At 43.6% G+C, this 20808-nt stretch carries 17 protein-coding genes; 5 read left to right on the forward strand and 12 right to left on the reverse strand.

Annotated features, from left to right (window positions below; genetic code table 11):
- Positions 1 to 2 precede the first annotated feature (2 nt).
- The 6 genes from ACKI39_RS06315 to ACKI39_RS06340 form a co-directional block, all read right to left on the reverse strand.
- Positions 3 to 1265, reverse strand: a complete 1263-nt coding sequence (locus tag ACKI39_RS06315; RefSeq protein WP_407398750.1) for a hemolysin family protein — start codon at positions 1263 to 1265, stop codon at positions 3 to 5.
- On the reverse strand, positions 1262 to 2539 hold the full coding sequence (locus ACKI39_RS06320) for an HlyC/CorC family transporter (RefSeq protein WP_407398752.1): 1278 nt from the start codon (positions 2537 to 2539) through the stop codon (positions 1262 to 1264). The genes ACKI39_RS06315 and ACKI39_RS06320 overlap by 4 nt, the downstream gene beginning before the upstream one ends.
- Positions 2536 to 3525 carry a thioredoxin family protein gene (locus tag ACKI39_RS06325; protein WP_407398754.1) on the reverse strand — a complete coding sequence of 330 codons (990 nt, stop codon included), beginning with the start codon at positions 3523 to 3525 and terminating at the stop codon, positions 2536 to 2538. The genes ACKI39_RS06320 and ACKI39_RS06325 overlap by 4 nt, the downstream gene beginning before the upstream one ends.
- A 148-nt stretch (positions 3526 to 3673) precedes the next feature.
- Positions 3674 to 7639 carry a phosphoribosylformylglycinamidine synthase gene (locus ACKI39_RS06330; protein WP_407398756.1) on the reverse strand — a complete coding sequence of 1322 codons (3966 nt, stop codon included), beginning with the start codon at positions 7637 to 7639 and terminating at the stop codon, positions 3674 to 3676.
- A gap of 107 nt (positions 7640 to 7746) precedes the next feature.
- Complete coding sequence (locus ACKI39_RS06335; RefSeq protein WP_407398758.1) at positions 7747 to 8766, reverse strand: PfkB family carbohydrate kinase; 1020 nt, start codon at positions 8764 to 8766, stop codon at positions 7747 to 7749.
- Positions 8767 to 9774: a pectinesterase family protein gene (locus ACKI39_RS06340; RefSeq protein ID WP_407398760.1), complete on the reverse strand. Its 1008-nt coding sequence runs from the start codon at positions 9772 to 9774 to the stop codon at positions 8767 to 8769.
- 162 nt (positions 9775 to 9936) lie between these two features.
- On the opposite strand from ACKI39_RS06340, the gene ACKI39_RS06345 reads away from it, so the two are divergent.
- Complete coding sequence (locus tag ACKI39_RS06345) at positions 9937 to 10452, forward strand: CIA30 family protein (protein ID WP_407398762.1); 516 nt, start codon at positions 9937 to 9939, stop codon at positions 10450 to 10452.
- 153 nt (positions 10453 to 10605) lie between these two features.
- Here the strand turns inward: ACKI39_RS06345 and ACKI39_RS06350 are convergent, their stop codons facing one another.
- Both ACKI39_RS06350 and ACKI39_RS06355 read right to left on the reverse strand, forming a co-directional pair.
- A complete protein-coding gene (locus ACKI39_RS06350) occupies positions 10606 to 11334 on the reverse strand; it encodes an SDR family NAD(P)-dependent oxidoreductase (protein ID WP_407398764.1) in 729 nt (242 codons plus the stop codon).
- 154 nt (positions 11335 to 11488) lie between these two features.
- The gene (locus tag ACKI39_RS06355) at positions 11489 to 11953 is read right to left on the reverse strand and encodes a DUF3310 domain-containing protein (RefSeq protein WP_407398766.1); all 465 of its coding nucleotides are present in this window, start codon (positions 11951 to 11953) and stop codon (positions 11489 to 11491) included.
- A 129-nt stretch (positions 11954 to 12082) separates the two neighbouring features.
- Between ACKI39_RS06355 and udp the strand changes: the two genes are divergently transcribed.
- The 3 genes from udp to sfsA are packed head-to-tail and all read left to right on the forward strand — an operon-like array spanning position 12083 to position 15241.
- Positions 12083 to 12850, forward strand: coding sequence for a uridine phosphorylase (udp, locus tag ACKI39_RS06360; protein ID WP_407398768.1), 768 nt, complete (start codon positions 12083 to 12085; stop codon positions 12848 to 12850).
- A gap of 3 nt (positions 12851 to 12853) precedes the next feature.
- Positions 12854 to 14548 (forward strand): HD domain-containing phosphohydrolase, encoded by a 1695-nt coding sequence (locus ACKI39_RS06365; protein ID WP_407398770.1) that lies wholly within the window; start codon positions 12854 to 12856, stop codon positions 14546 to 14548.
- A 3-nt stretch (positions 14549 to 14551) separates the two neighbouring features.
- Positions 14552 to 15241 (forward strand): DNA/RNA nuclease SfsA, encoded by a 690-nt coding sequence (gene sfsA / locus ACKI39_RS06370; RefSeq protein ID WP_407398772.1) that lies wholly within the window; start codon positions 14552 to 14554, stop codon positions 15239 to 15241.
- Positions 15242 to 15258: 17 nt separating this feature from the next.
- Here the strand turns inward: sfsA and ACKI39_RS06375 are convergent, their stop codons facing one another.
- From ACKI39_RS06375 to ACKI39_RS06385, 3 genes are all read right to left on the reverse strand, one after another.
- Positions 15259 to 16470, reverse strand: a complete 1212-nt coding sequence (locus ACKI39_RS06375) for an SH3 domain-containing protein (RefSeq protein WP_407398774.1) — start codon at positions 16468 to 16470, stop codon at positions 15259 to 15261.
- A gap of 168 nt (positions 16471 to 16638) precedes the next feature.
- Positions 16639 to 18144 (reverse strand): NADPH-dependent glutamate synthase, encoded by a 1506-nt coding sequence (gene gltA / locus ACKI39_RS06380; protein WP_407398776.1) that lies wholly within the window; start codon positions 18142 to 18144, stop codon positions 16639 to 16641.
- A gap of 147 nt (positions 18145 to 18291) precedes the next feature.
- The gene (locus ACKI39_RS06385; RefSeq protein ID WP_407398778.1) at positions 18292 to 19131 is read right to left on the reverse strand and encodes a sulfide/dihydroorotate dehydrogenase-like FAD/NAD-binding protein; all 840 of its coding nucleotides are present in this window, start codon (positions 19129 to 19131) and stop codon (positions 18292 to 18294) included.
- A 162-nt stretch (positions 19132 to 19293) separates the two neighbouring features.
- Here ACKI39_RS06385 and ACKI39_RS06390 point away from each other — a divergent pair, with 162 nt between their 5' ends.
- The gene (locus tag ACKI39_RS06390) at positions 19294 to 19761 is read left to right on the forward strand and encodes a hypothetical protein (protein WP_407398780.1); all 468 of its coding nucleotides are present in this window, start codon (positions 19294 to 19296) and stop codon (positions 19759 to 19761) included.
- Positions 19762 to 19768: 7 nt separating this feature from the next.
- Here the strand turns inward: ACKI39_RS06390 and ACKI39_RS06395 are convergent, their stop codons facing one another.
- Positions 19769 to 20794 (reverse strand): glycosyltransferase family 2 protein, encoded by a 1026-nt coding sequence (locus ACKI39_RS06395; RefSeq protein ID WP_407398782.1) that lies wholly within the window; start codon positions 20792 to 20794, stop codon positions 19769 to 19771.
- Between the last annotated feature and the right edge of the window lie 14 nt (positions 20795 to 20808).

Raw genomic sequence — 20808 nt, forward strand, 5'->3', positions numbered from 1 at the left:
CCCTAAAGCTTGATTCTTACAGTCTGAATGCGGCGCTGACTCTGATCTTCAACGATGTAGAGCACGCCGCTTTTTTTATGGGTTTTTCCAACAGGTGGCAATTCATCAAACTGTTCCAAAAGCCATCCGCCCAAAGTATCAAAGTTTTCGCTAGAGATGTTTATGTCAAGAACATCGTTCAAATCGTCAAGCTTCATGTCGCCGGGCACAATGAATTCATTTGTACCAACAACCGTTATCTTATCTTCTGGACTTACTTCAACAGTTCCGTGCTCGTCGGTAATTCGTCCGAATACTTCGCTCAGGATATCATCTAGGGTTACGATGCCAGCCATTCCGCCGTATTCATTTACAGCAACGGCAAAATTGATCCTTTCTTTCTTGAATTTCTTAAGCAGGTCGATGGCGCTCATGGTCTCTGGAACAAAGGCAACTTCGGACATGCAGATCTTTACAAAATCCTTGCTTTCGGTAATAAGACTGTCTGCAAAAAGAACAGACTTAAAGTGAAGGACACCGACGATGTTCTCAACATCGTTTTCATATACGGGAATTCTTGAATATCCGCTTGTCTGAAAAAGAGCGATGACTTCATCAAGTGAACTTTCCGTGCTCAGGTATTTTACAAGGGAACGATGACGCATAATTGAATGAACATTAAGGTCGGAGAATTCAAAAAGGCGCTCAAGCATTTTTCTTTCGCTCTGTTCCAGGGTTCCTTCTTTTTCTCCGACTTCAATGAGGGTTTTCAGTTCGTCTTCCGTAACAAGAACTCTCTTTGTTTTGAAAATCTTTTTTTCTGCAAAATCAATGAAGCGGGTAAAGAGGCAGAAAATTTTTACAACCGGATAAAGAATTGCCTTGATTATATAAACCGCTACCGCCGTATTTTTTACTGCAGTTTCCGTGTTGATTGCCGCAAAAGTTTTCGGAACGATTTCTACAAAGATGATTACAAGGAAAAGGATTACAGCTGTAGCCGCACTTACATATTCTTCTCGGAACACCTTAACTGCAAATGCTGTTGCAACGGCACTGTTCAATGTGTTCACGAAATTTGTTCCGATCAATACCGTTGCGATAAGTTCATCAAGGTTTGACCTAAGCCTTGCAATGAGGTCAGCGTGCTTTGCCTTTTCTTTTTGTAACTGCCGAACCTTAATTCTGTTCAGGCTTGTAAAGGCTGTTTCCGTCATGGAAAAAAATGCGCCAGCAGCAAGAAGAAGAAGCATGAAAATAGAGATGCTGATTATGTAGGCTGTCATTGAGCACCTCCAATCATCTTAACTTTTGAAACCCGGTTCTTGTCCATTTCAGTTACGATGAATTTGAAATCTCCAAAAGTAATGCTCTGTCCAACACGAGGAATGCATTCAAGTTTTTCAGAAATGAAGCCTCCGATGGTTTCACAATTTTCAGACTGCATGTTTATTCCAAGCTGCTCATTTATATCCATAAGGCGGCTCAATCCGTCAAGATCATCGTTGCGGGTATTGCGGATTTTTACCTGAACCTTGTTGTGGGCATAGTTCTTGTATTCGTCAGACATTGGTCCAAAGATTTCGCGTACAATATCTTCAACCGTAAGTATTCCATCCGTGCCTGAATATTCGTCGATAACAACGGCAAGACTCTGATGGTTTTCGCTGAGCATCTGCTGAATGCCCGACATTTTTTTTGTTCCAAGAATGAAAAGGGGAGGACGCATTACCCGGCTTACGGTAAAAAGATCCGGATGGGTTTTATATACCAGCATGTCCTTTATGTAGATGATTCCCACGATGTCATCTATGTCTTTTTTATATACGGGGAATTTTGAAAGCCTTAATCTTTCTGAAAGCTCAATTATTTTTCTGTAGGAATCGTTTACTGAAACGGCCTTGATTTTCATTCGCGGAATCATGATGTCCTTTGCTTCAAGGTCAGTGAATTTGAAAACCTTTGACATCATGTTCTTTTCATTTTTTTCAAGGACACCCTGCTCGTGGCCTACATCGATGAAAGTCCTTATTTCTTCTTCCGTAAAAGTTACCTGGCTCCCCTGAATGTTTGCCTTGAAGGATTTTAAAATCAGTTTAGAAATTCCTGTAAAAACAAAAACCAGGGGAGCAAGAAGAACTTCAAGGAAACTTACAAACCCGCTGAAAAAGAATGCGATGTTTTCCGGATGATGGGTTGCAATTGTCTTTGGAGAAATTTCACCAAAGATGAGAAGGATGATCGTTACGACAAATGTTGCAAATCCAACACCCTTGCTTCCCCAGATTTTAATTGCGACAAAAGAAAAGATTGCAGATAGGGCAATGTTGACGATGTTGTTTGCAACAAGAAGTGTGTTGATGAGTTTATTCTTGTCCTGAAGAAGCCGCCAGACCCTGACAGCCCTTTTGTTTTTCTGGTTCCTCAAAAAGCGCACCCTCAGTTTGTTCACTGAAAGGAAAGCACTTTCTGATGCCGAAAAAATCATGGACAGCAGAACAAGAACACATGAGATTGAAATTAAAATCCACAACGGAAAGGAATCTGTCGCGTCCATCATTCTCCGTCTGATTCTGCCTGAACTTTTTCAAGCTCAGAAAATCTTTTCATCTGCTGAAGGTTCTGGAGAATCTTCATGGCATTTGGTCCTGCGGGATTTACTGTATATGCCTTTTCAAGATATTCGGTCACAAGAGCTGAATCAAATTTTTCCCCGTTGATGAGGGAGTAGGCTGCCATGTAGTAGGCTTCCTGCACCTGATCCAGAGCGAGATGTCCCTTTTCAATTACATCAAGAAAAGGTTTTGCAGGATCTTCGTTTTTTGTAGTTGCTTCATAGGAAACGTAATAGGCAGCGGCAAGTTCATAGAAACCTAAGCGGCCAGTTTCATTTTCCGTATCAAGGGCCGGGAATTCATAAATCAAATCTTTATAAAGATCGCTGAACCTTGGGTTAGATCCTTTTACGAGTTCATCAATTGCCTTTGCTTTTTCCACGCCTTTTGCTGAACTAACAGCTTCAACAAGAACCTTGATCTCTGCTGCTTTTTTTCTCTGTACTTCTACCTTTTCAGAATATTCTTCAACAGTACAAGTCGTATCCTTGTCTGCATCAAAAAGCACTTGTTCAAGAACATAACCTTCTGCCGAACAAAGGTAAACTGCAGGCCAAACCTTTACGCTGTAGTTGCGTCCAAGAACTTCCTTCCTTTTATATTCCGCAGCGATTTTTTCTGCAAGCTTTTTGTCTGCATCGGATGCATCTTCTGCAACCTTTGTCTTTGCAAATTCACCCTGTGAAAAATCGATGTTGAGGAACACATAGTCCTTTGAGTATCTGGAAAGGAATTCCTTTTTGTTAAGTATGTTCTCCTTGAATGGAACGCTGTTGTCAGTCCAGTCATCGCCAGTGAAAACAAGGAAAACATCCTTATTCTTTTTCTGGGCAGATTTGAGGGCATCATCATAATCCGTGTTCCATTTTGTACCGCAGGAAACGAAAAGTGCTGAAATAATTGCTGTTATAAAAAGTTTTGAAAGTTTCATAATTATTGTCTTAAAAAGACCGAAACCTTTTTTCTAAGATTCCGGTCATTGTGCCTGTCGAAATGACTAAAAGTATTCTCACGGTAGTTTCGATAAACTCAGCCACCGTGATACAACTGTTCAGCCATTCTTTGGCATTCCTCTGTTTTTATTTGAAGTACCTTACACCGGCGCGGAATACGTTCTGGTTCTTGTCGCCACCCACATTCATGAAGAGGTCGTTACTTGAACCGTCTGCATTAATTCCAACCGAACGTTCGTTATGTCCCATCTTACCGAGTACACGTCCGTCAGGAGAAGTAATACCTTCGATGGCAAACAAACTACCATTAGGATTGTGTGGTTCTACGATTGAAGGAACACCATTTTCATCAACGTACTGTGTAAATACCTGTCCGTTCTTGAAAAGGTTTTCTGCAGTAGCTGCATCAACAACAAAGCGGCCTTCACCGTGGCTGATTGCAGTCATGTGGGTCTTAGGGTCAAGGACAGACTTGTCCAGTGCCCAAGGGCTCATTGCAGATACCATTCTTGTACGAACGATGCGGCTGATATGACGGCCGATTGTGTTGTATGTAAGTGTTGGCATTTCACCTGTCATGTCGCGGAATTCACCGTACATTGCAAGACCTGTCTTAACCAGTGCTTGGAATCCGTTACAGATACCGAGTACAAGACCATCGCGGTTCTTAAGAAGGTCCATTACCTGGTCTTCAATCTTCTTGTTGCGGAGAACATTTACGATGAACTTTGCAGATCCATCAGGTTCGTCACCGGCAGAAAATCCTCCGGAAAGTGCGAGAATCTGTGCGTTCTTGAGTTCTGCTTCAAGATTGCCGAGAGTTTCTTCAAGCTGGCCCGGGAGCTTGTTTCTGATTGGAACAAGTCTTGTTGCTGCTCCTGCAAGATTGAATGCACGCTGCATGTCCAGTTCACAGTTTGTTCCAGGGAATACAGGGAGAACTACGAGAGGCTTTGCCTTTCCAGGTTCAACGATGTTGAATGTCTTGCGAGCGTTGGCAAGGGAATCGTGTTCCTTGAGTGCCCATTCAGGAAGGGCAGGCTGTTCAGCCTTGTCTGATACTGGTGGGTAAACCTTAGCAAGCTTTGCTTCCCATGCGCTTTCGATTTCTGAAAGTTCGATAACTGCATCGTCGAATGTGATTGTTTCTTCTGCAGTTGTCGAACCGATCCTGCATACTGTGCCTGCAGCAAATTCTGCATTTGCTTCAAGGTCTTCTGCAGTTTCTACGATGATTGAACCGTACTGTGGAGTAAAGAGGTCTTCGATTGAAGCGGCCTTTTCAATTCCAACACCTGTTGCAGATGCAGGAATTGTTTCAAGGGCACAACCAACTCTGTTACCAAGGGCCATCTTGCTTACTGCTTCTGCAATACCGCCGGCAGCCACAGGATACATTGCTTCGATCTTGCCTGCTGCGTTGAGCTTGTAGAGGGCCTTTGCATTCTTCTTGAATGTTTCAAAGTCAGGTGCCATCTGTCCGTCATAAGGAACAGTAACGATGTAAACGCCGTTGCCTGCCTTCTTGAATGAACCTGATGTAACGTTCTTTACGTTTTCTGTATCTACTGCGAAAGAAACCAATGTGTGTGGAACATTGATGTCTTCGAAAGTTCCGGACATTGAGTCCTTACCGCCGATTGATGGAGTTCCCATTGCCTTCTGTGCATCGATTGAACCGAGCAATGCGGCTGCAGGATATCCCCAAGTCTTTTCGCTTACTGCACGACCAAAGAATTCCTGGAATGTAAGGCGACATGCTTCAGGCTTTCCACCCATACATGCAATCTTTGCAAGTGATGAAAGAACTGCTGTCTGTGCACCGTGCCATGGAGACCAGTTTGAAACGCGAGGATCGAATCCGTATGACATAAGGCTTACTGTTGAAGTTTCTCTTGGTGAAAGAACCGGGAACTTTGCAGCCATACCAGCTTCCGGTGTGCCCTGGTACTTTCCGCCGTAAGGGAAGAGTACGGAACCTGAACCGATGGAACCGTCAAAGCGTTCTCCAAGTCCGCGCTGTGAACAGCATGCAAGGTCATTCATGTTTGCAAGCCATGCTTCTTCAAGCTTGTCGCTGTCGATTGATTCTGCTGCTGCATCGTATTCCTTGAGGACTTCTGCAACTGCATCAAGTGGCTTAACAAGTGGTGATTCAGCCTGTGGGGCTGGGCTTTCGATTTCTGCAACTGCGTGGTGTTCTGCACCTGCTGCGTCCAGGAATGAGCGGTCAAGTTCTACGATTGTCTTTCCGCGCCACTTCATCACAAGCTTGTCTGTATTTGTAACTTCTGCAACTACAACTGCGTTGAGGTTTTCGTCGTTTGTTGCCTTGATGAATTTTTCTACATCGCCCTTGCGAACAACACAAGCCATTCTTTCCTGGCTTTCTGAAATTGCAAGTTCTGTTCCGTCGAGTCCGTCGTACTTCTTTGGAACCATATCAAGGTTGATTTCAAGACCTGGTGCCAATTCACCGATGGCAACCGAAACACCACCTGCACCAAAGTCGTTGCAGCGGCGGATCATCTTGCAGACTTCCTTGTTGCGGAAGAGCTTCTGAATCTTTCTTTCTTCTACTGCGTTACCTTTCTGAACTTCAGCGGCAGCAGTTGTAACTGATTTTGTTGTGTGTACTTTTGATGATCCTGTAGCACCACCGATACCGTCGCGGCCAGTTCCACCACCAAGGAGGATTACTACATCGCCTGCATCAGGTTCTTCGCGGAGTACCTGGTCAGCAGGAGATGCGGAAATAACTGCACCGAGTTCCATGCGCTTTGCAACATAGCCTGGGTGGTAGATTTCCTGAACCTGACCTGTTGTAAGACCGATCTGGTTTCCGTATGAAGAGAATCCCTGGGCTGCTTCACGACAGATCTTTACCTGTGGCAGCTTTCCCTTGAGAGTTTCTGCAAGTGATACTGTTGGATCTGCAGCCCCTGTAATGCGCATTGACTGGTAAACCCATGAGCGTCCCGAAAGTGGATCGCGGATTGCACCACCAAGACAGGTTGCAGCTCCACCAAATGGTTCGATTTCTGTAGGGTGATTGTGTGTTTCGTTCTTGAACTGAAGAAGCCAGCGTTCTGTAGCTTCCGGTGAATTTTCGTCGATTGGGTTTCCGTTTGCATCAGTAGTGTAGTGGAGGTCAACGAAAACTGAACATGCGTTGATTTCTGCGCTTACTTCGATGTCATCAAGCTTGTTGTTCTTGCGGAGGTACTTTGCTGCGATGCATGCCATGTCCATGAGAGTAACAGGCTTGTCCTTGCGTCCAACGTAAAGGTCGGTGCGCATTGCAGTGTAGTTTTCGTAAGACTTCTTAAAGAGGCTTGCATAAGGACCGTCAGCAATCTTTACTTCGTCAAGGTTTGTAAGGAATGTTGTGTGGCGGCAGTGGTCAGACCAGTATGTATCAAGAACACGGATTTCTGTGATTGTCGGATCACGGTTGATGCTCTTGAAATAGTCCTGAAGGAATTTGATGTCGAGAAGATCCATGGCAAGACCAAGTTCCTTGCGATATGAATCAAGTTTTGCTTCGTCCATTGCATTGAATCCGTCAACTGTCGGAATGTCGGCAGGATTCATTGCATCCATCTTGAGTGTCGCAGGCTTTGTTGAATCTGTAAGGCGGCTGTCTACAGGGTTGATAAGGTAGCCCTGAATCTTGAGGAGTTCATCCTTTGAAATGTTTCCTTCAAGAAGAACAACCTTTGCACACCTTACGCGTGGAGGTTCTGTTCCGACTGTAGTCTCTGATTTCATGCCTTCGCGAAGGAGTGAAAGACACTGTTCAGCACTGTCGGCTCTCTGGTCATACTGTCCTGGAAGGAATTCCCAGACGATTACCTGATTGCCAGCAGGAACTTCAAGTTCTTCAAATGTAACGAAGTCACTCTGAGGTTCTGAGAAAATGCGTGTGGCTGCTACTTTTGCTACAGCGTCTGCAACATTTTCTACATCGTAACGGTTGAAATAGCGAACACCGTTAACACCACTAATTCCCAAAAATCCGTTGATTTCGGACTTGATGCGGGCTGCTTCATTTTCAAAGCCAGCCTTTCTTTCTACATAGATACGAAACATTCGCCTATTATAGAAGAAATGGGGTTTATTGTAAATTGAAGGGCGAAGAGCGAAAGGACGAAAGCATTTGTTCTCTAGAGGCCGATGCTTTCATTAACTTTCGTCGTCTAGCGTTGAATTCTTCCGCTGGCATTGCCTGCCGCAAGGCGTTCAACTTCTTCTGCACTTACCATGTTGAAGTCACCTTCAACGGAATGCTTGAGACACGAAGCGGCGCTTGCAAATTCCACAGCGTCAAAGGAAGATTTTCCGCTGAGGATTGAATAGATGAGTCCCGCGCAGAAACTGTCTCCGCCGCCAAGACGGTCAACGATCATCATTTCATGTTCGCGGCTAAAATAATAGTCCGTTCCGTCGTAGTAGAGGGCAGTCCAGCGGTTTATGTTTGCGTTTATTGATGTGCGAAGTGTAATTGCAACTTTCTTGAATCCGTATTTGTCTGCAAGTTTTTTTGCTACAGTCTTATAGCCGTTCTTGTTGAGTTTTCCGTTTTCAATGTCCGTGTCGTCAGCTTCAATTCCAAAGACATCCTTTGCATCTTCCTCATTGGCAATGCACACATCGGCATAAGGCGCAATCTTTTCCATTGTCTCCTTTGCCTCTGCCTTTGTCCAAAGCTTGCTGCGATAGTTGAGGTCTACGCTTACGGGTATGTTTTTTTCCTTTGCCTTTTTGCATGCCTCGATGCAGATTGAAGGAAGGTTGCCTCCAAGGGCAGGTGTTATCCCTGTCAGATGGAACCAGTCGGCACCCTCAAAAATCCTGTCCCAGTCAAAATCAGAAGACGTACTTTCCGCAATGGCAGAACCAGCCCTGTCGTAGATGCACTTTGAAGGTCTCTGGCTTGCACCGCGTTCATTGAAGTATATTCCCACACGGTTTCCGCCGCGGGTGATAAAGGAAGTGTTTACTCCAAAACGGCGCAATGCGTTTACCGCGCACTGACCGATTTCATGGACTGGAAGTTTTGTTACATAGACCGAATCAGCACCAAAATTGGCAAGGGAAACGGCAACATTTGCCTCAGCCCCTCCAAAGGTTGTTGTCATTTTATCTGACTGAACAAAGCGATAGTATCCTTCTGGTTCAATGCGTAGCATCACTTCGCCGAATGTAACGACTTTCATCTAGTTTCCTGCCAGCGGTGTATCTTGAAGAATAAGGAAGCGGCTTGCATATCCTTTGAAATAATCTTCTTCTGTCAAAGTGTATGACATGATGCTTCTGCGGGCTGTATCTGCAGCCTCGATCTTTCCGTTTTTATCTGCTGTTCTTGTACCGTATTCACGGATTCCGTTCTTTGCATTTCCGCGAGGGAAGATGGTAAGGTTCATGTCATCGTCCCATACGATTTCAGGTGAATACCAGTCATCTATTACACAATCGATGAGAGCAACATTGTCCCAGTTCTTCTGGCTTGTGGCACTGCCTTTTCCGTCAGTACGGATCACATAGGCTGTAGTCTTTGTCTTTCTGTCACCTGTAAAACGGCAGTTCTTAAATACAAAACCTGGCTTTTCTGCAAGAGACTGGCTGTTGACGATATATGCATCCCTTTCACCAAGGTTATCCTCACGAACCTTGATATCGCAGTCCTCAAAGTATGAAAGCTCCGCCTCTCCGTAGATAAAATCCTTGTCTCCAGAGATTGTACATTCCGTAAAGCAGCTGTTTCCCTTTACATAAAGAGTATTCTGCCTTCCGATGATTTTCATTCCGTTGCAGGAAAGGGAGCCTGATGTGTTGCCCCAGACCAAGGCCTCTGCACAATCAGCCAAAGTGCTGCCTTCTTCAACGGTCTTTACATGTGTGTTTTCTATGGTGAAATTCCTGAGTGTTACTTTTGTTACGTTAGGTCCAAATACGAATACACCTCTGTTGTTGATCCCCTTGTTGTATGATTCACAGTTATCTGCCTTTAGGACACAGTCATCTGCCTTTGTGCCAGGCAGGCTTTCAATGACAATAGGATTTGGAAGATTATAGCGCACAGATTCCCTGTATATTCCAGGCTCAAGAATGATATGGACCGCAGATTCCTTAGAAACGCTGCCTGATGAAGACATTTCCTTAATCTTCTTGAGGGCCGCTGTCAACGCAGCAGGTGATTTTGAACTTACATTAATTTCAAGCATGCTCAAATTATAGTATGCAAATTGATAAATAGCAAACCCATGTAGATTTAGGGTGAATTCATAACACAATTTTCCTTTGTGTGTCATATAATTTTGAAATGCGTTTTTTTTTATTGCGTGATCTTCAAAGTATTGTATTCTTATTTATGGAGGAAATTATAAATGAAAAAACTTTTATTGGTTTTCGCAGCAGCACTTATGTGCTCAGGACTTTTTGCACAGGTTGCAGGAAATTGGGTTGCCTATGATGACGCAGAAGGAAACGGTGGATCAAGCACAGCAACTGCCACCGAGAACAATGGAGTCGTAAACTTTACTGGAACAGTTACTACACAGTATCAGTATGGATATGCAGGCATCCGCACAGATGATGCTGAATTCCTTGAAGCTCTCAAAACAGCAAAAGGCATCAAACTCACAGTCAAAGGTGACGGAAAGAAATACAGCGTTCGCGTCGAGACAAACGACAGACCAGACTACTGCTTCCATCAGTTTACATTCCCAACAACAGCAAAGGAAAATACACTTATAATTCCTTTCAACAAGCTTACACAGGAGCCATGGGGAAAGAAGGTTCCATTCAACCCAAGAAACATCAAGACAGTTTCCATCCATACAGTTGGACAGCCTATCGAACTGTACAACCTTGACATCGTTAAGCTTGAAATCCTGAAGTAATTCTAAACCTCAGCTGAAAACGAAAGGGGCTGTCTAATAAGTATTTATGCTAGCGGTCATTGAGCCTGTCGAAATGACCAAGATACCAGCTATGGTGGTTTCGACAAGCTCAACCACCACAAAACATACTTTTGGGACAGCCCCTTTTTTATTTTAGCAGCCTGCCTTTTTAAGGGCATCTTCCAAAGTCATTCCTGCATAATCCTGTGCATGGAAAATTCTTCCAGACTTCTTGTCGTCCGCAAAAGCCCCGAGGATGACACCAGGAATTGCACTCTCTGGTGCATTTGGTGCACTGCTTCCTCCCAGGTCGGTACGGCACCATCCTGGATCCGCAAGATTGATCATAACATCTGTTCCTTCGACCGTAGTTCCAAGATCCCTCGTAACTTTATCCAGGGCTGCCTTGCTTGCAGAATATCCTGCCTGCTGTGGTTCCCTGTCGATTCCACTTGTCGTGTTCACGATTCTTCCAAAACCATTCTTTATCATTTTTGGCAGAAAGTGATAGCAGATCATCATTGGAGCGATTGTGTTCACATTGAAGCTGACTTCATAGTCTTCCGCTGGTGTCGTAAGGTATTCCGTTCGATAGGCAATCTGAAGTCCTGCATTGTTTAGCACAACTTCCACATTGACTCCTAGCGCATCGATATCAGCAAGCATCTTTTTTACTTCATCCAGATTGTTCAGTTCAGCCTGCACGCAGTGAACCTTGATGCCTGTTGCCTCCAATTCCTTTGCAAGAGATTCACAATGGCTTTTATTCCTTGAATGAAGGATAAGATTGCATCCCTTAGCAGCCATAAACTGTGCAGAAAGCTTTCCCAAGCCTCTGCTTGCTCCTGTGATAAGAGCCCATTTTCCCTTAAGATTCGTCATGGATTCAATGATATCGTGATTAGATTGTTTGTCAAAAAATTTTTGTTCTATGAAGGAAATTTCCTTACCAGGAGCAACATCCCGACACCTGCTTTAAAATTAAAAGAACTACCGTTAGTTATACAACCATACGATAGTTCTTTTTTGATGTCACCTATTGAATTTCAACATTTTCTGCATCTATAAGGCGATCCATGTACCACTTAACCTTTTTCCATTCTTCCTGCACGTTCTTTGTCTTTTTTCCAAGGCGGGCAAGATATTTTACTGCGGTTCCAAGGTTAAAGGCCGCCCCACCAGTAATTCCGCTTGTAAACAGCTCTATGATGTCTATGGCTTCGATTCCGCTCTTGTTAAGGTAGCGCTTAGGATGATTTGTCACGGCTTTATCGGCCTCGTCTTCACTCTCAAACTTTTCCGTAGGATTTTCTGCCTCTGACGCAATCAAGGCATATATGTCGTTTCCTTCCCTTCTGCTTGAAAAAGCATCGTATTCCTTCTTTACAAAGATTACCTGCGCCATGTCGTTGAGGACCTTTGCCGCTGCTTTCGAAGGCATTTCCTCACTGTATTTCTTTACGAGTTCAACCGCATCCGTCGCCGTCATTTTTTTGCTCATTTTAATCCCCTTCATTTTATTACGAATACAATATAATGAAGAATCGATAATCTAACAATAATTTTTCTTCTCCATTGTATTAAAATTCCATGTTATAATGGAAGTATATCATACTATTGGAGGCAACCCATGCAGCAGCTAGAAAAACAATTCCATATCCATTGTGTACCAGGAGACGTCGGTCGATATGTAATTCTCCCTGGAGATCCAGGACGCGTTGAATCCATCGCAAGACTTTTTGACGACGCACACTTTGTTGCCTCAAACCGAGAATTTACAATCTGGACAGGAACCCTGGAAGGCGAAAAGGTTTCAGTCTGTTCTACAGGAATCGGCGGTCCTTCTGCATCAATTGCCATGGAAGAGCTCCACAACATCGGTGCCGATACCTTCATCCGTGTCGGTACCTGCGGCGGAATCGACATTGACGTAAAAAGCGGTGATGTTGTCGTTGCAACAGGTGCCATCCGCTACGAACACACAAGCTGCGAATATGCCCCAATTGAATATCCAGCGGTTCCTGACTTTGGAATCACAACAGCTCTCGTACAGGCCTGCAAGAATCTTGAAAAACGCTGGTGTACTGGAGTCGTTCAGAACAAAGATTCCTTCTATGGACAGCACAGTCCTGAAAAATCTCCCGTTTACTATGAACTTCTTCAGAAATGGGACACCTGGAAAAAGCTTGGGGTCAAGGCAAGCGAAATGGAAAGCGCAGCACTCTTTGTAGTTGCCGCTGCCCTTGGCTGCCGTTGCGGAAGCTGTTTCCATGTAATCTGGAACCAGGAAAGGGAAAAACTCGGTCTTGACCAGGAAATGAGCGAAGACACATCATCTGCAGTTCAGGTTGGTGTAGAAGCCCTAAGACTTGTAATACGACAGGACAAACTTCTATAGGCTATGAATCCTATCATCCACATCTACAATTTTGCATTCTTCTATTCTCTTTTTCTGATCATCCTTGCGGCCGTTGTATTTCACAACAAGATTTCCATTTTTTACCACATGCTTTTCATTTCCATCACACTGGCTTGCCTTGGATTCCTTCAGACAGCCTGTGCCGAAGAAATGCAGACTGCGGTCTTTGCAAACCAGATCCTTTACCTAGGTGCAAGCTTTGCCCCAATCCTCATGGTCATGTGCTACACGGACCTATGTAGGTTCAACCTGAAAAAAATTCTTCTTGTTTCAGCCTTGAGCATTGCGGTGGTCATATTCATCTGTACCTGCACCATTAAGTACACATCCCTCTACTACAAGAGCCTTTACATCATAAAGGACAACGGCATAACATTCCTCAAGAAAAAATACGGAATACTGCACAACCTTTACTACATCTACATCGCAGGAACAAACATCATAGGCTTTTTCATCGCCATCAGATCTTTCTCAAAAAAGCATGAAGTATCTTTCATTACAAGCGGACTGCTTATCGTCTCGATGATCTTAAGTGCCCTTTGCTATGGTCTTCAGCAAGTTTTTGGATGGAAGATTTCCATGGTTCCCGTATCCTACGTCATCTCAGAAACAATGATTTTTCTTTTGCTCGCAAGAATCCGTCTTTACGACATCAAAAAAATTTCCACCAGATACTTTGACGAGACAAAATCAACGGGCTTCATGATATTCAACAAAAAAGGAAAATACCTTGGCTCTGACACAACTGCAAAGCTATGGTTTCCAGAAATCCTGAACCTTAAGCTTGACTGCAGCATCGACAACCCTTCAACGGAATTCCTAAAGACCATTTCACTTTGGCTAGAAGAATTCTCCACACGCATTTCCTATTTTGAATGCGGAGAAAAAATCATCGGCGCAAGAATCTATGACCTTGTTGAATTCGGATCAAAAGTCCATGTCATATTTCTATCCGACGATACACAGATTCAAAGATATACAAAGCTCATCGAAAACTACAAGAACAAGCTTGAAGAAGATGTAGAAAAGAAGACCGAAAAGCTTTTCAAGATCCAAAACGACATCCTCATCAGCATGGCAAACATCGTTGAAAACAGGGACAACAACACGGGCGGCCACATCGCGCGTACAAGTGATGTCGTTAAAATTTTTGTCCAGCATCTCATTGAAAAGGAAAAATACCCAGAACTTACGGAAGAATTTTCAGAACGCATTATCAAGGCGGCACCTCTCCACGATTTCGGCAAAATCGCAATTCCAGACCTCATCCTCAACAAGCCAGGAAAATTTGAACCTGAAGAATATGAAATAATGAAGCTTCATTCCGCAAAGGGAGCGGTCATTGTAAACAAGATCCTCAACAATGCGGACGATCCTGCATTTAAAAACATTGCCGTAAACGTTGCCCACTACCATCATGAAAAATGGAACGGCCAAGGATATCCTGAAGGACTTAAGGAAAATGAAATTCCTTTTGAAGCCCGCATCATGGCCCTTGCTGATGTCTTTGATGCTCTTGTAAGCAGAAGGGTCTACAAGGACAGCTTTGACTACGACAAGGCATTTAAAATCGTTGAAGAATCTTCTGGATCTCATTTTGATCCAGAACTTTGCTCCGACTTTCTTGAATGCAGAACCATTCTTGAAAACCTGTATTCATCATACAATTCCAACTGATCCATGAAGTATCAGAAAATCGTAGAAGGCATTTTCATTTCCCGACCAAATCGTTTCATCGCCCATGTTGAAATTGATGGAAAGGAAGAAACCGTACATGTAAAAAACACGGGCCGCTGCAGGGAACTTCTTGTTCCTGGAACCAAAGTCTATCTTGAGGATTTTGAAGGCCGCATGGGTACACGCAAACTTCGATACTCTTTGGTCGCAGTAGAAAAATGTTGTAAAAACAACAAAACAATCCTCATCAATATGGACAGCCAGGCGCCAAACAAGGTCGTTGGGGAATGGCTTTCAAAGCAAGACTATGATTTTATAAAACCCGAATACACTTACGGCAAGAGCCGCGTTGATTTTTACATGGAACGGAGAAAGGAAAAATTTCTACTTGAAGTAAAAGGCTGTACTTTGGAATTTGACGGCCACTGCAAATTTCCTGATGCACCTACAGAAAGGGGAGTGAAGCATCTAACAGAACTTATTGAAGCAAAGGAAGCGGGATACAGAACTGCTATCTTCATATTAATTCAGATGGAAAAGGCAAAAGACTTTTCACCCAACGATGAAACACACAAGGCCTTTGGCGATGCACTGCGTCTTGCAGCAAGCAAAGGAGTGGAAGTCCTCTGCTACAACTGCAAGGTCACGCCGGACAGCCTTTCAATCGGTTCTGAAATTCCTGTGATTCTTTAACAGGAAATCCAATCTCATTATTTGAGATATCCGCCGAAACACCAGTATGATTTCTTTGCGTCAAAACTTTTTCCGTCTTTGTCCTTTGCACCGGATTCAAATTCAACCTGAACCCATCTGCTGTGGATGCTGTCGATGATTTCGTAGCGGCCGCACTTAAGGATTTTTGCCTTGGTTCCTTTCAAAGCCGTTGTCATTTTTTCATCCGAAAGATTTGGTCCAGAGCGCATCTTAAGGTTGTCCTCAAGGACATAGAATTTTCCTTCTTCAAGTTTTGTTTTCGTGATGAGCTCAGGCAACACTCTTGTGAATTCGTCGTAGGGGTCTCTCATGGGACTGCCGGTATACAAGGAGTCTTTCTGTTCATGGGTGGTGTGGGAAAGTCCAAGTCTCCTTGCTTCGGCCAAATAGGAAGCTTCAAAATCCAGAATATGGTAGGGGCCTTCGTATGCTTCAAATTTTCCAAAATCTTTCCTGACTTTTCTTTCCGCGCTGTCGGGAACAAAGAACCAGGTATTATCCTCCCAGAATGAGGATTCAGCGAAAACAGCACCGTAATACCAGGTCCCCTTTTCTCCCTTCAGATTTTTTGCTCCGGGAATTTTTGCGCGGACAGGAATCATTGCACCCGGAAGAATTCTTGCACAGTTGATGTCTATGTAGCTTTCACCTTCCAACCTGTTGTAGATGATGCTTCTTGGCGACAACGGTCCGTTTTCATCGGGAGTGCAGTATGTGGTGCAGGTTGCGTTCACTGCAAGAATTTCATCTGCCTTTACAGCTTCAGCTCCTTGCACGAGAATTCTGTCTCCCACATTCACTTTTCCGCCTCTGTAGTAGCCAAGTTTGTACCGGCAATCTTCAAAACCGATATCAGGATCAAGCCCTTCGAATTGCAATTCCCGGGCCCCCTTCCAGCCCACATCATTCACATCGCCGCCAAAATGCCATTCAGCACCCTCAGAGCACCATTTGTAATAAACAAGAACTTTCTTTCCCTTTATTTCAGCCTCTCCTCCAAGAGTGTAGGATCCGTACTCATTGTTGCTTTCCTTTTTCCAGAGGAGATTTCCATTCTCTTCGCTGAATGAGTATGAATCATAATCATATATGCCGGATGAAGTGAAACGGTTTTCTAGAAGAACCTTCCTGATTCTCTGTTCGAGGGTCTGGCTCCATGCAGAACAACACAATATTCCAAAAATTATAAAGCTGAAAATTTTCTTCATGTTTCTTCCTTTCGACTTTTATTTATTGCAGTGATTATATCACATAAAAAAAATGAACCCAATGAGCAACCAGACATCAGAATGTCAGCAATAATCCTCCACACGAAAAAAAATCCGCCCTGAGTTAACAGGACGGATTCTATCGCAAAACTAGCGAATCAAGATAAATTATTTTGCAAGGTACTCGTTGATAGAAGCAGCTGCTTTGCGTCCTTCACCCATGGCAAGGATAACTGTTGCAGCCCCTAGAACGATGTCTCCACCAGCCCAAACCTTTGTCATGCTTGTTGCCTGCTTTTCATCAACTGTGATGTGACCGTGGTCGTCAACCTTGATTTCTGGAGTTGTAGCAGGAATCAATGGGTTAGAGTTGTTACCGAGTGCAACGATTACAGCATCACAAGCAATCTCGTGTTCAGAGCCCTTGATTTCAACTGGACGGCGGCGACCCTTTTCATCTGGTTCACCAAGCTCATAGCTGAGGCATTTTACTGCGCGAACCTTTCCAAAGTTTTCCTTGTCGGCAGGATCATCGTAGCCGAGGATCTCAACAGGGTTTTCAAGGAAGTTGAAGATTACTCCTTCTTCCTCTGCGTGTGCAACTTCTTCGCGGCGGGCAGGCATTTCGTTTCTTGAACGGCGATATACAACGTAAACCTTTTCTGCACCAAGACGGAGTGCCATACGGGCACCGTCCATTGCAACGTTACCACCACCACAGACAACAACTGTCTTTGCGTGGAAGTAAGGTGTGTCGGCATGTTCTGTATCGTAAGCCTTCATAAGGTTTGCGCGTGTAAGGTATTCGTTTGCAGAGAAAACACCGATGTAATTTTCACCAGGAATACCAAAGAACTTTGGAAGACCTGCACCTGTTCCAACGAATGCTGCGTCAAATCCCTTGTCTGTCAAAATCTGCTGAACTGAAGTTGTGCGTCCAACGAGAGTATTGTATTCAAACTTGACTCCCATCTTCTCAAGGTTTTCAACTTCCTTCTGAACGATAGCCTTTGGAAGACGGAATTCAGGAATACCGTAAACCATAACACCACCAGCCTTGTGGAAAGCTTCAAATACTGTAACATCGTGACCTGCACGGCGGCAGTCTGCTGCTACAGTCAAACCTGCAGGACCAGAACCAACGATTGCAACCTTCTTTCCTGTTGGTGCTGCAACTGCTGGAGCTGTTGTAAGGTTGTTGTTCCTTTCGTAGTCTGCAACAAAGCGTTCGAGACGACCGATTGAAACTGACTTTTCTGCGTTCTTGTAAACTTTACCTACAGTACACTGACCCTGGCACTGCTTTTCCTGTGGACATACGCGACCACAGATTGCAGGAAGAAGGTTTGTTCCCTTGATGATGTCAACAGCCTTCTTGAATTCACCCTTTGCTACCTGCTCGATGAATGAAGGAATCTGAACGTTTACAGGACATCCAGAAACACAAGGAGCGTTCTTGCACTGAAGACATCTCTGTGCTTCAACAACTGCCTGTTCTGCTGTGTATCCCAGTGCAACTTCTGTCATCTGGCGAGCACGAACAAGAGGTTCTCCAGAAGGCATTTCCATCTGAGGAATCTTCATGCGGTCAGGATTCTTAAGTTCCTTTCCTTCGATCTTTTTCTGTTCCTCAATTGCTATATTCTTTAATTCTTCAACTGTCTTATGACTCATATTTCGTATCTCCTAAGATTGGACTTAATGAACGGCAATGAATGAACTGCGGAGTCGGGGTTCATCATTCGAAAAAATTCTGCAGGGCCAAAGGACCGAAGCCTTTTTCGAGGGATGGTTCCCGACGGGAGCTGTTCATTCTTTTTTTTAATGATTAAGTCCAATATTGCACTTATGCTTTGCTTCCTGTTCTTCCTTTGCAAAGCTCTTCATGCGCATCATCATGTTGTCCCAGTCAACTTCATGAGCGTCAAAGTCAGGACCGTCAACACAAACGAACTTTGTCTTTCCGCCAACGCTTACACGGCAACCACCGCACATACCTGTTCCGTCGATCATGATTGTGTTCAAAGAAACTGTTGTCTTGATGTTGTACTTCTTTGTTGTTGCTGCACAGAACTTCATCATGATTGGAGGTCCGATTGCGATAACTTCTGCAGGAGGAACCTGGCTCTGGCAAAGTTCATCGAGAACTTCTGTAACGAGGCACTTGCGTCCTTCAGAACCATCATCTGTACAGATGATAACTTCGTCACAGACAGCCTTCATTTCATCAACGAAAATAAGAAGGTCCTTGTTGCGTGCACCTTCAATAAGGATAACCTTGTTGCCTGCAGCCTTGAGTGCCTGAACGATAGGGTAGAGTGGAGCTGTACCGAATCCACCACCGACACAAACTACAGGGCGGTCATATTTTTCAATTACGGAAGGAGTTCCAAGAGGTCCGAGCACACCACCAAGGTAATCGCCTGCCTTGAGCTGTGCAAGCTTCATTGTAGATGCCCCGATTGGCTGGAAAGCGATTGCAACCCAACCTTCTTCTGCATTTGCATCAGCGATTGTAAGAGGAATGCGTTCATTCAAATCCTGATCAACCATTACAATCAAAAACTGTCCAGCCTTGCGGTTCTTTGCAATATCTGGAGCTTCAAATTTCATGTAGTAAACAGCCTCTGAAAGGTGTTTCATTTCGATAATCTTGTTCATATAACCCCTTACAAATCCAATTAAGTGTGTTTTAGTGTTGTATTTTACTATAGTAAATAATAATTTTCAATGAATTTCTATGACATTTATTTGACTTATGTCATTTTTATTTCTTGTTTTTTTAGAAAATAATTCTATACTATCCATTAAGGAGAATAAACAATGAAAAAACTTATTACCATCACAGCAATCTTGACAGCATTAGCCTCATTATCTTTTTCACAGAACTTCAGCAAAACTGAAAAAGCAAAAAACAAGGACATCGAAATAGGACAGGATCTTCTTGACAGAGGCTATCAGAAATTCGCGATTCCAGAAGATGTGGATGACGAGCTTGTCATAGAAAACACCACCAATCTTCTTCTTCAGATCGACATCTTTGAACAAGAATCAAAGGGAATGCTTGGAAAAATCGCAGAAGGTGCAATCGGAAAACATTACGAAGAAGAACCTAAGCATTGCAAGACAATAAAGATAAAACCAGGAAAGACCTGGGCTGACAACCCATGCAGCGACGACATAGACGACATGGATTTTGTGTACATCAAGATACTTTCAGAAGAAGACTTTGAAATCATTGATGAAGGGAAGGTAAAGGACGACCTTAAACTTACAATAAAGCGAAAGTAGTTTTACATCAGCAGCTGAAATCTGTACCCAGAATTGTCGATTTTTCAATAAGCTTTACATAATCTGCACCCCACATGTCGCACAGGAGGCCATATGCTTCCTCTTTCAATTCTGGAACCACACGCATTTCCAGCTGCTTAAGGTTGTTCAAAAGAAATCCATTTGCAATACGCCTGATTTCATTTCTTTCTGCCACCGTGAATTCCTCATAATGTTCCTGAATATAGGTAAAGAGAACCGTAAAAACAGAACTGGCAGAACAGACCTTGTACCACCTATCCATATCTGTCACCATCTGCTCGCTGGAAATACCGCCATCCACACTGTACCTGTAGCACATTTCCGCTATGCCGTAATATTTTTTTGCAAAAAGGGACAGGAATGAATATAGGAGCAAATCCTCTCCCATGGTACAGAAGGTGCAGGGAATGCATTCCAATGCTTTTTCAAAGAGCTCCCGTCGTATGAGCTTTGCCCATAGATAACCAAGATGCTCCTTTTTGATAAGGAAACTGTCAAAGATTGCTCTGTCACCTTCAATGGGGCCAGTTACTGTTTGATCCATCTTTTTCTGCTGAACCTTTAAAACTGGCTCCATTCTTTTAGGATCATCGCTATAACAAAGGGCGCGGGAATTGACAATATCTGCACCCTCCCTTTCGGCGGTTTCATAAAGCAAAGATAGATAACGGGAATTTTCAAGAAAGTCATCGCTGTCAATGCAGAATATGTATTTTCCAGAAGAATAGGTCACACAATCCCGTCTTGTTTCCATTATGCCCAGGTTTACATTGTGACTTATGTAAGAATAAGGAATTTTTGCCTTTCCAAGGACTTTTTTTACTATTTTTTTACAACTGCACCTACTTTCATCTGTACCCACAGAAGCGTCATTTACTATGATTATTTCTAGATTCTTAAAATCCTGATTTTTGACGGATTCAAGGCAGCGTCCAAGATATTTTTCGGAATTGAATACTGGGATACAGACAGAAACGTCAGGGGGTACAGATTTATTTTTACAAAACAACATCTTTACCCCCTTGC

Source organism: Treponema sp., assembly GCF_045641405.1.
Lineage (GTDB): Bacteria > Spirochaetota > Spirochaetia > Treponematales > Treponemataceae > Treponema_D.

Excerpts from the sequence above, each read along its gene's own strand:
- ACKI39_RS06365 (WP_407398770.1), top strand. The coding sequence starts at position 12,854 with ATGAATCCTATCATCCACATCTACAATTTTGCATTCTTCTATTCTCTT.
- ACKI39_RS06385 (WP_407398778.1), bottom strand. The coding sequence starts at position 19,131 with ATGAACAAGATTATCGAAATGAAACACCTTTCAGAGGCTGTTTACTAC.
- ACKI39_RS06355 (WP_407398766.1), bottom strand. The coding sequence starts at position 11,953 with ATGAGCAAAAAAATGACGGCGACGGATGCGGTTGAACTCGTAAAGAAA.
- ACKI39_RS06315 (WP_407398750.1), bottom strand. The coding sequence starts at position 1,265 with ATGACAGCCTACATAATCAGCATCTCTATTTTCATGCTTCTTCTTCTT.
- ACKI39_RS06340 (WP_407398760.1), bottom strand. The coding sequence starts at position 9,774 with ATGCTTGAAATTAATGTAAGTTCAAAATCACCTGCTGCGTTGACAGCG.
- ACKI39_RS06390 (WP_407398780.1), top strand. The coding sequence starts at position 19,294 with ATGAAAAAACTTATTACCATCACAGCAATCTTGACAGCATTAGCCTCA.
- ACKI39_RS06320 (WP_407398752.1), bottom strand. The coding sequence starts at position 2,539 with ATGATGGACGCGACAGATTCCTTTCCGTTGTGGATTTTAATTTCAATC.
- ACKI39_RS06325 (WP_407398754.1), bottom strand. The coding sequence starts at position 3,525 with ATGAAACTTTCAAAACTTTTTATAACAGCAATTATTTCAGCACTTTTC.
- ACKI39_RS06350 (WP_407398764.1), bottom strand. The coding sequence starts at position 11,334 with ATGACGAATCTTAAGGGAAAATGGGCTCTTATCACAGGAGCAAGCAGA.
- ACKI39_RS06395 (WP_407398782.1), bottom strand. The coding sequence starts at position 20,794 with ATGTTGTTTTGTAAAAATAAATCTGTACCCCCTGACGTTTCTGTCTGT.
- sfsA (WP_407398772.1), top strand. The coding sequence starts at position 14,552 with ATGAAGTATCAGAAAATCGTAGAAGGCATTTTCATTTCCCGACCAAAT.
- gltA (WP_407398776.1), bottom strand. The coding sequence starts at position 18,144 with ATGAGTCATAAGACAGTTGAAGAATTAAAGAATATAGCAATTGAGGAA.
- ACKI39_RS06375 (WP_407398774.1), bottom strand. The coding sequence starts at position 16,470 with ATGAAGAAAATTTTCAGCTTTATAATTTTTGGAATATTGTGTTGTTCT.
- ACKI39_RS06330 (WP_407398756.1), bottom strand. The coding sequence starts at position 7,639 with ATGTTTCGTATCTATGTAGAAAGAAAGGCTGGCTTTGAAAATGAAGCA.
- ACKI39_RS06345 (WP_407398762.1), top strand. The coding sequence starts at position 9,937 with ATGAAAAAACTTTTATTGGTTTTCGCAGCAGCACTTATGTGCTCAGGA.
- ACKI39_RS06335 (WP_407398758.1), bottom strand. The coding sequence starts at position 8,766 with ATGAAAGTCGTTACATTCGGCGAAGTGATGCTACGCATTGAACCAGAA.
- udp (WP_407398768.1), top strand. The coding sequence starts at position 12,083 with ATGCAGCAGCTAGAAAAACAATTCCATATCCATTGTGTACCAGGAGAC.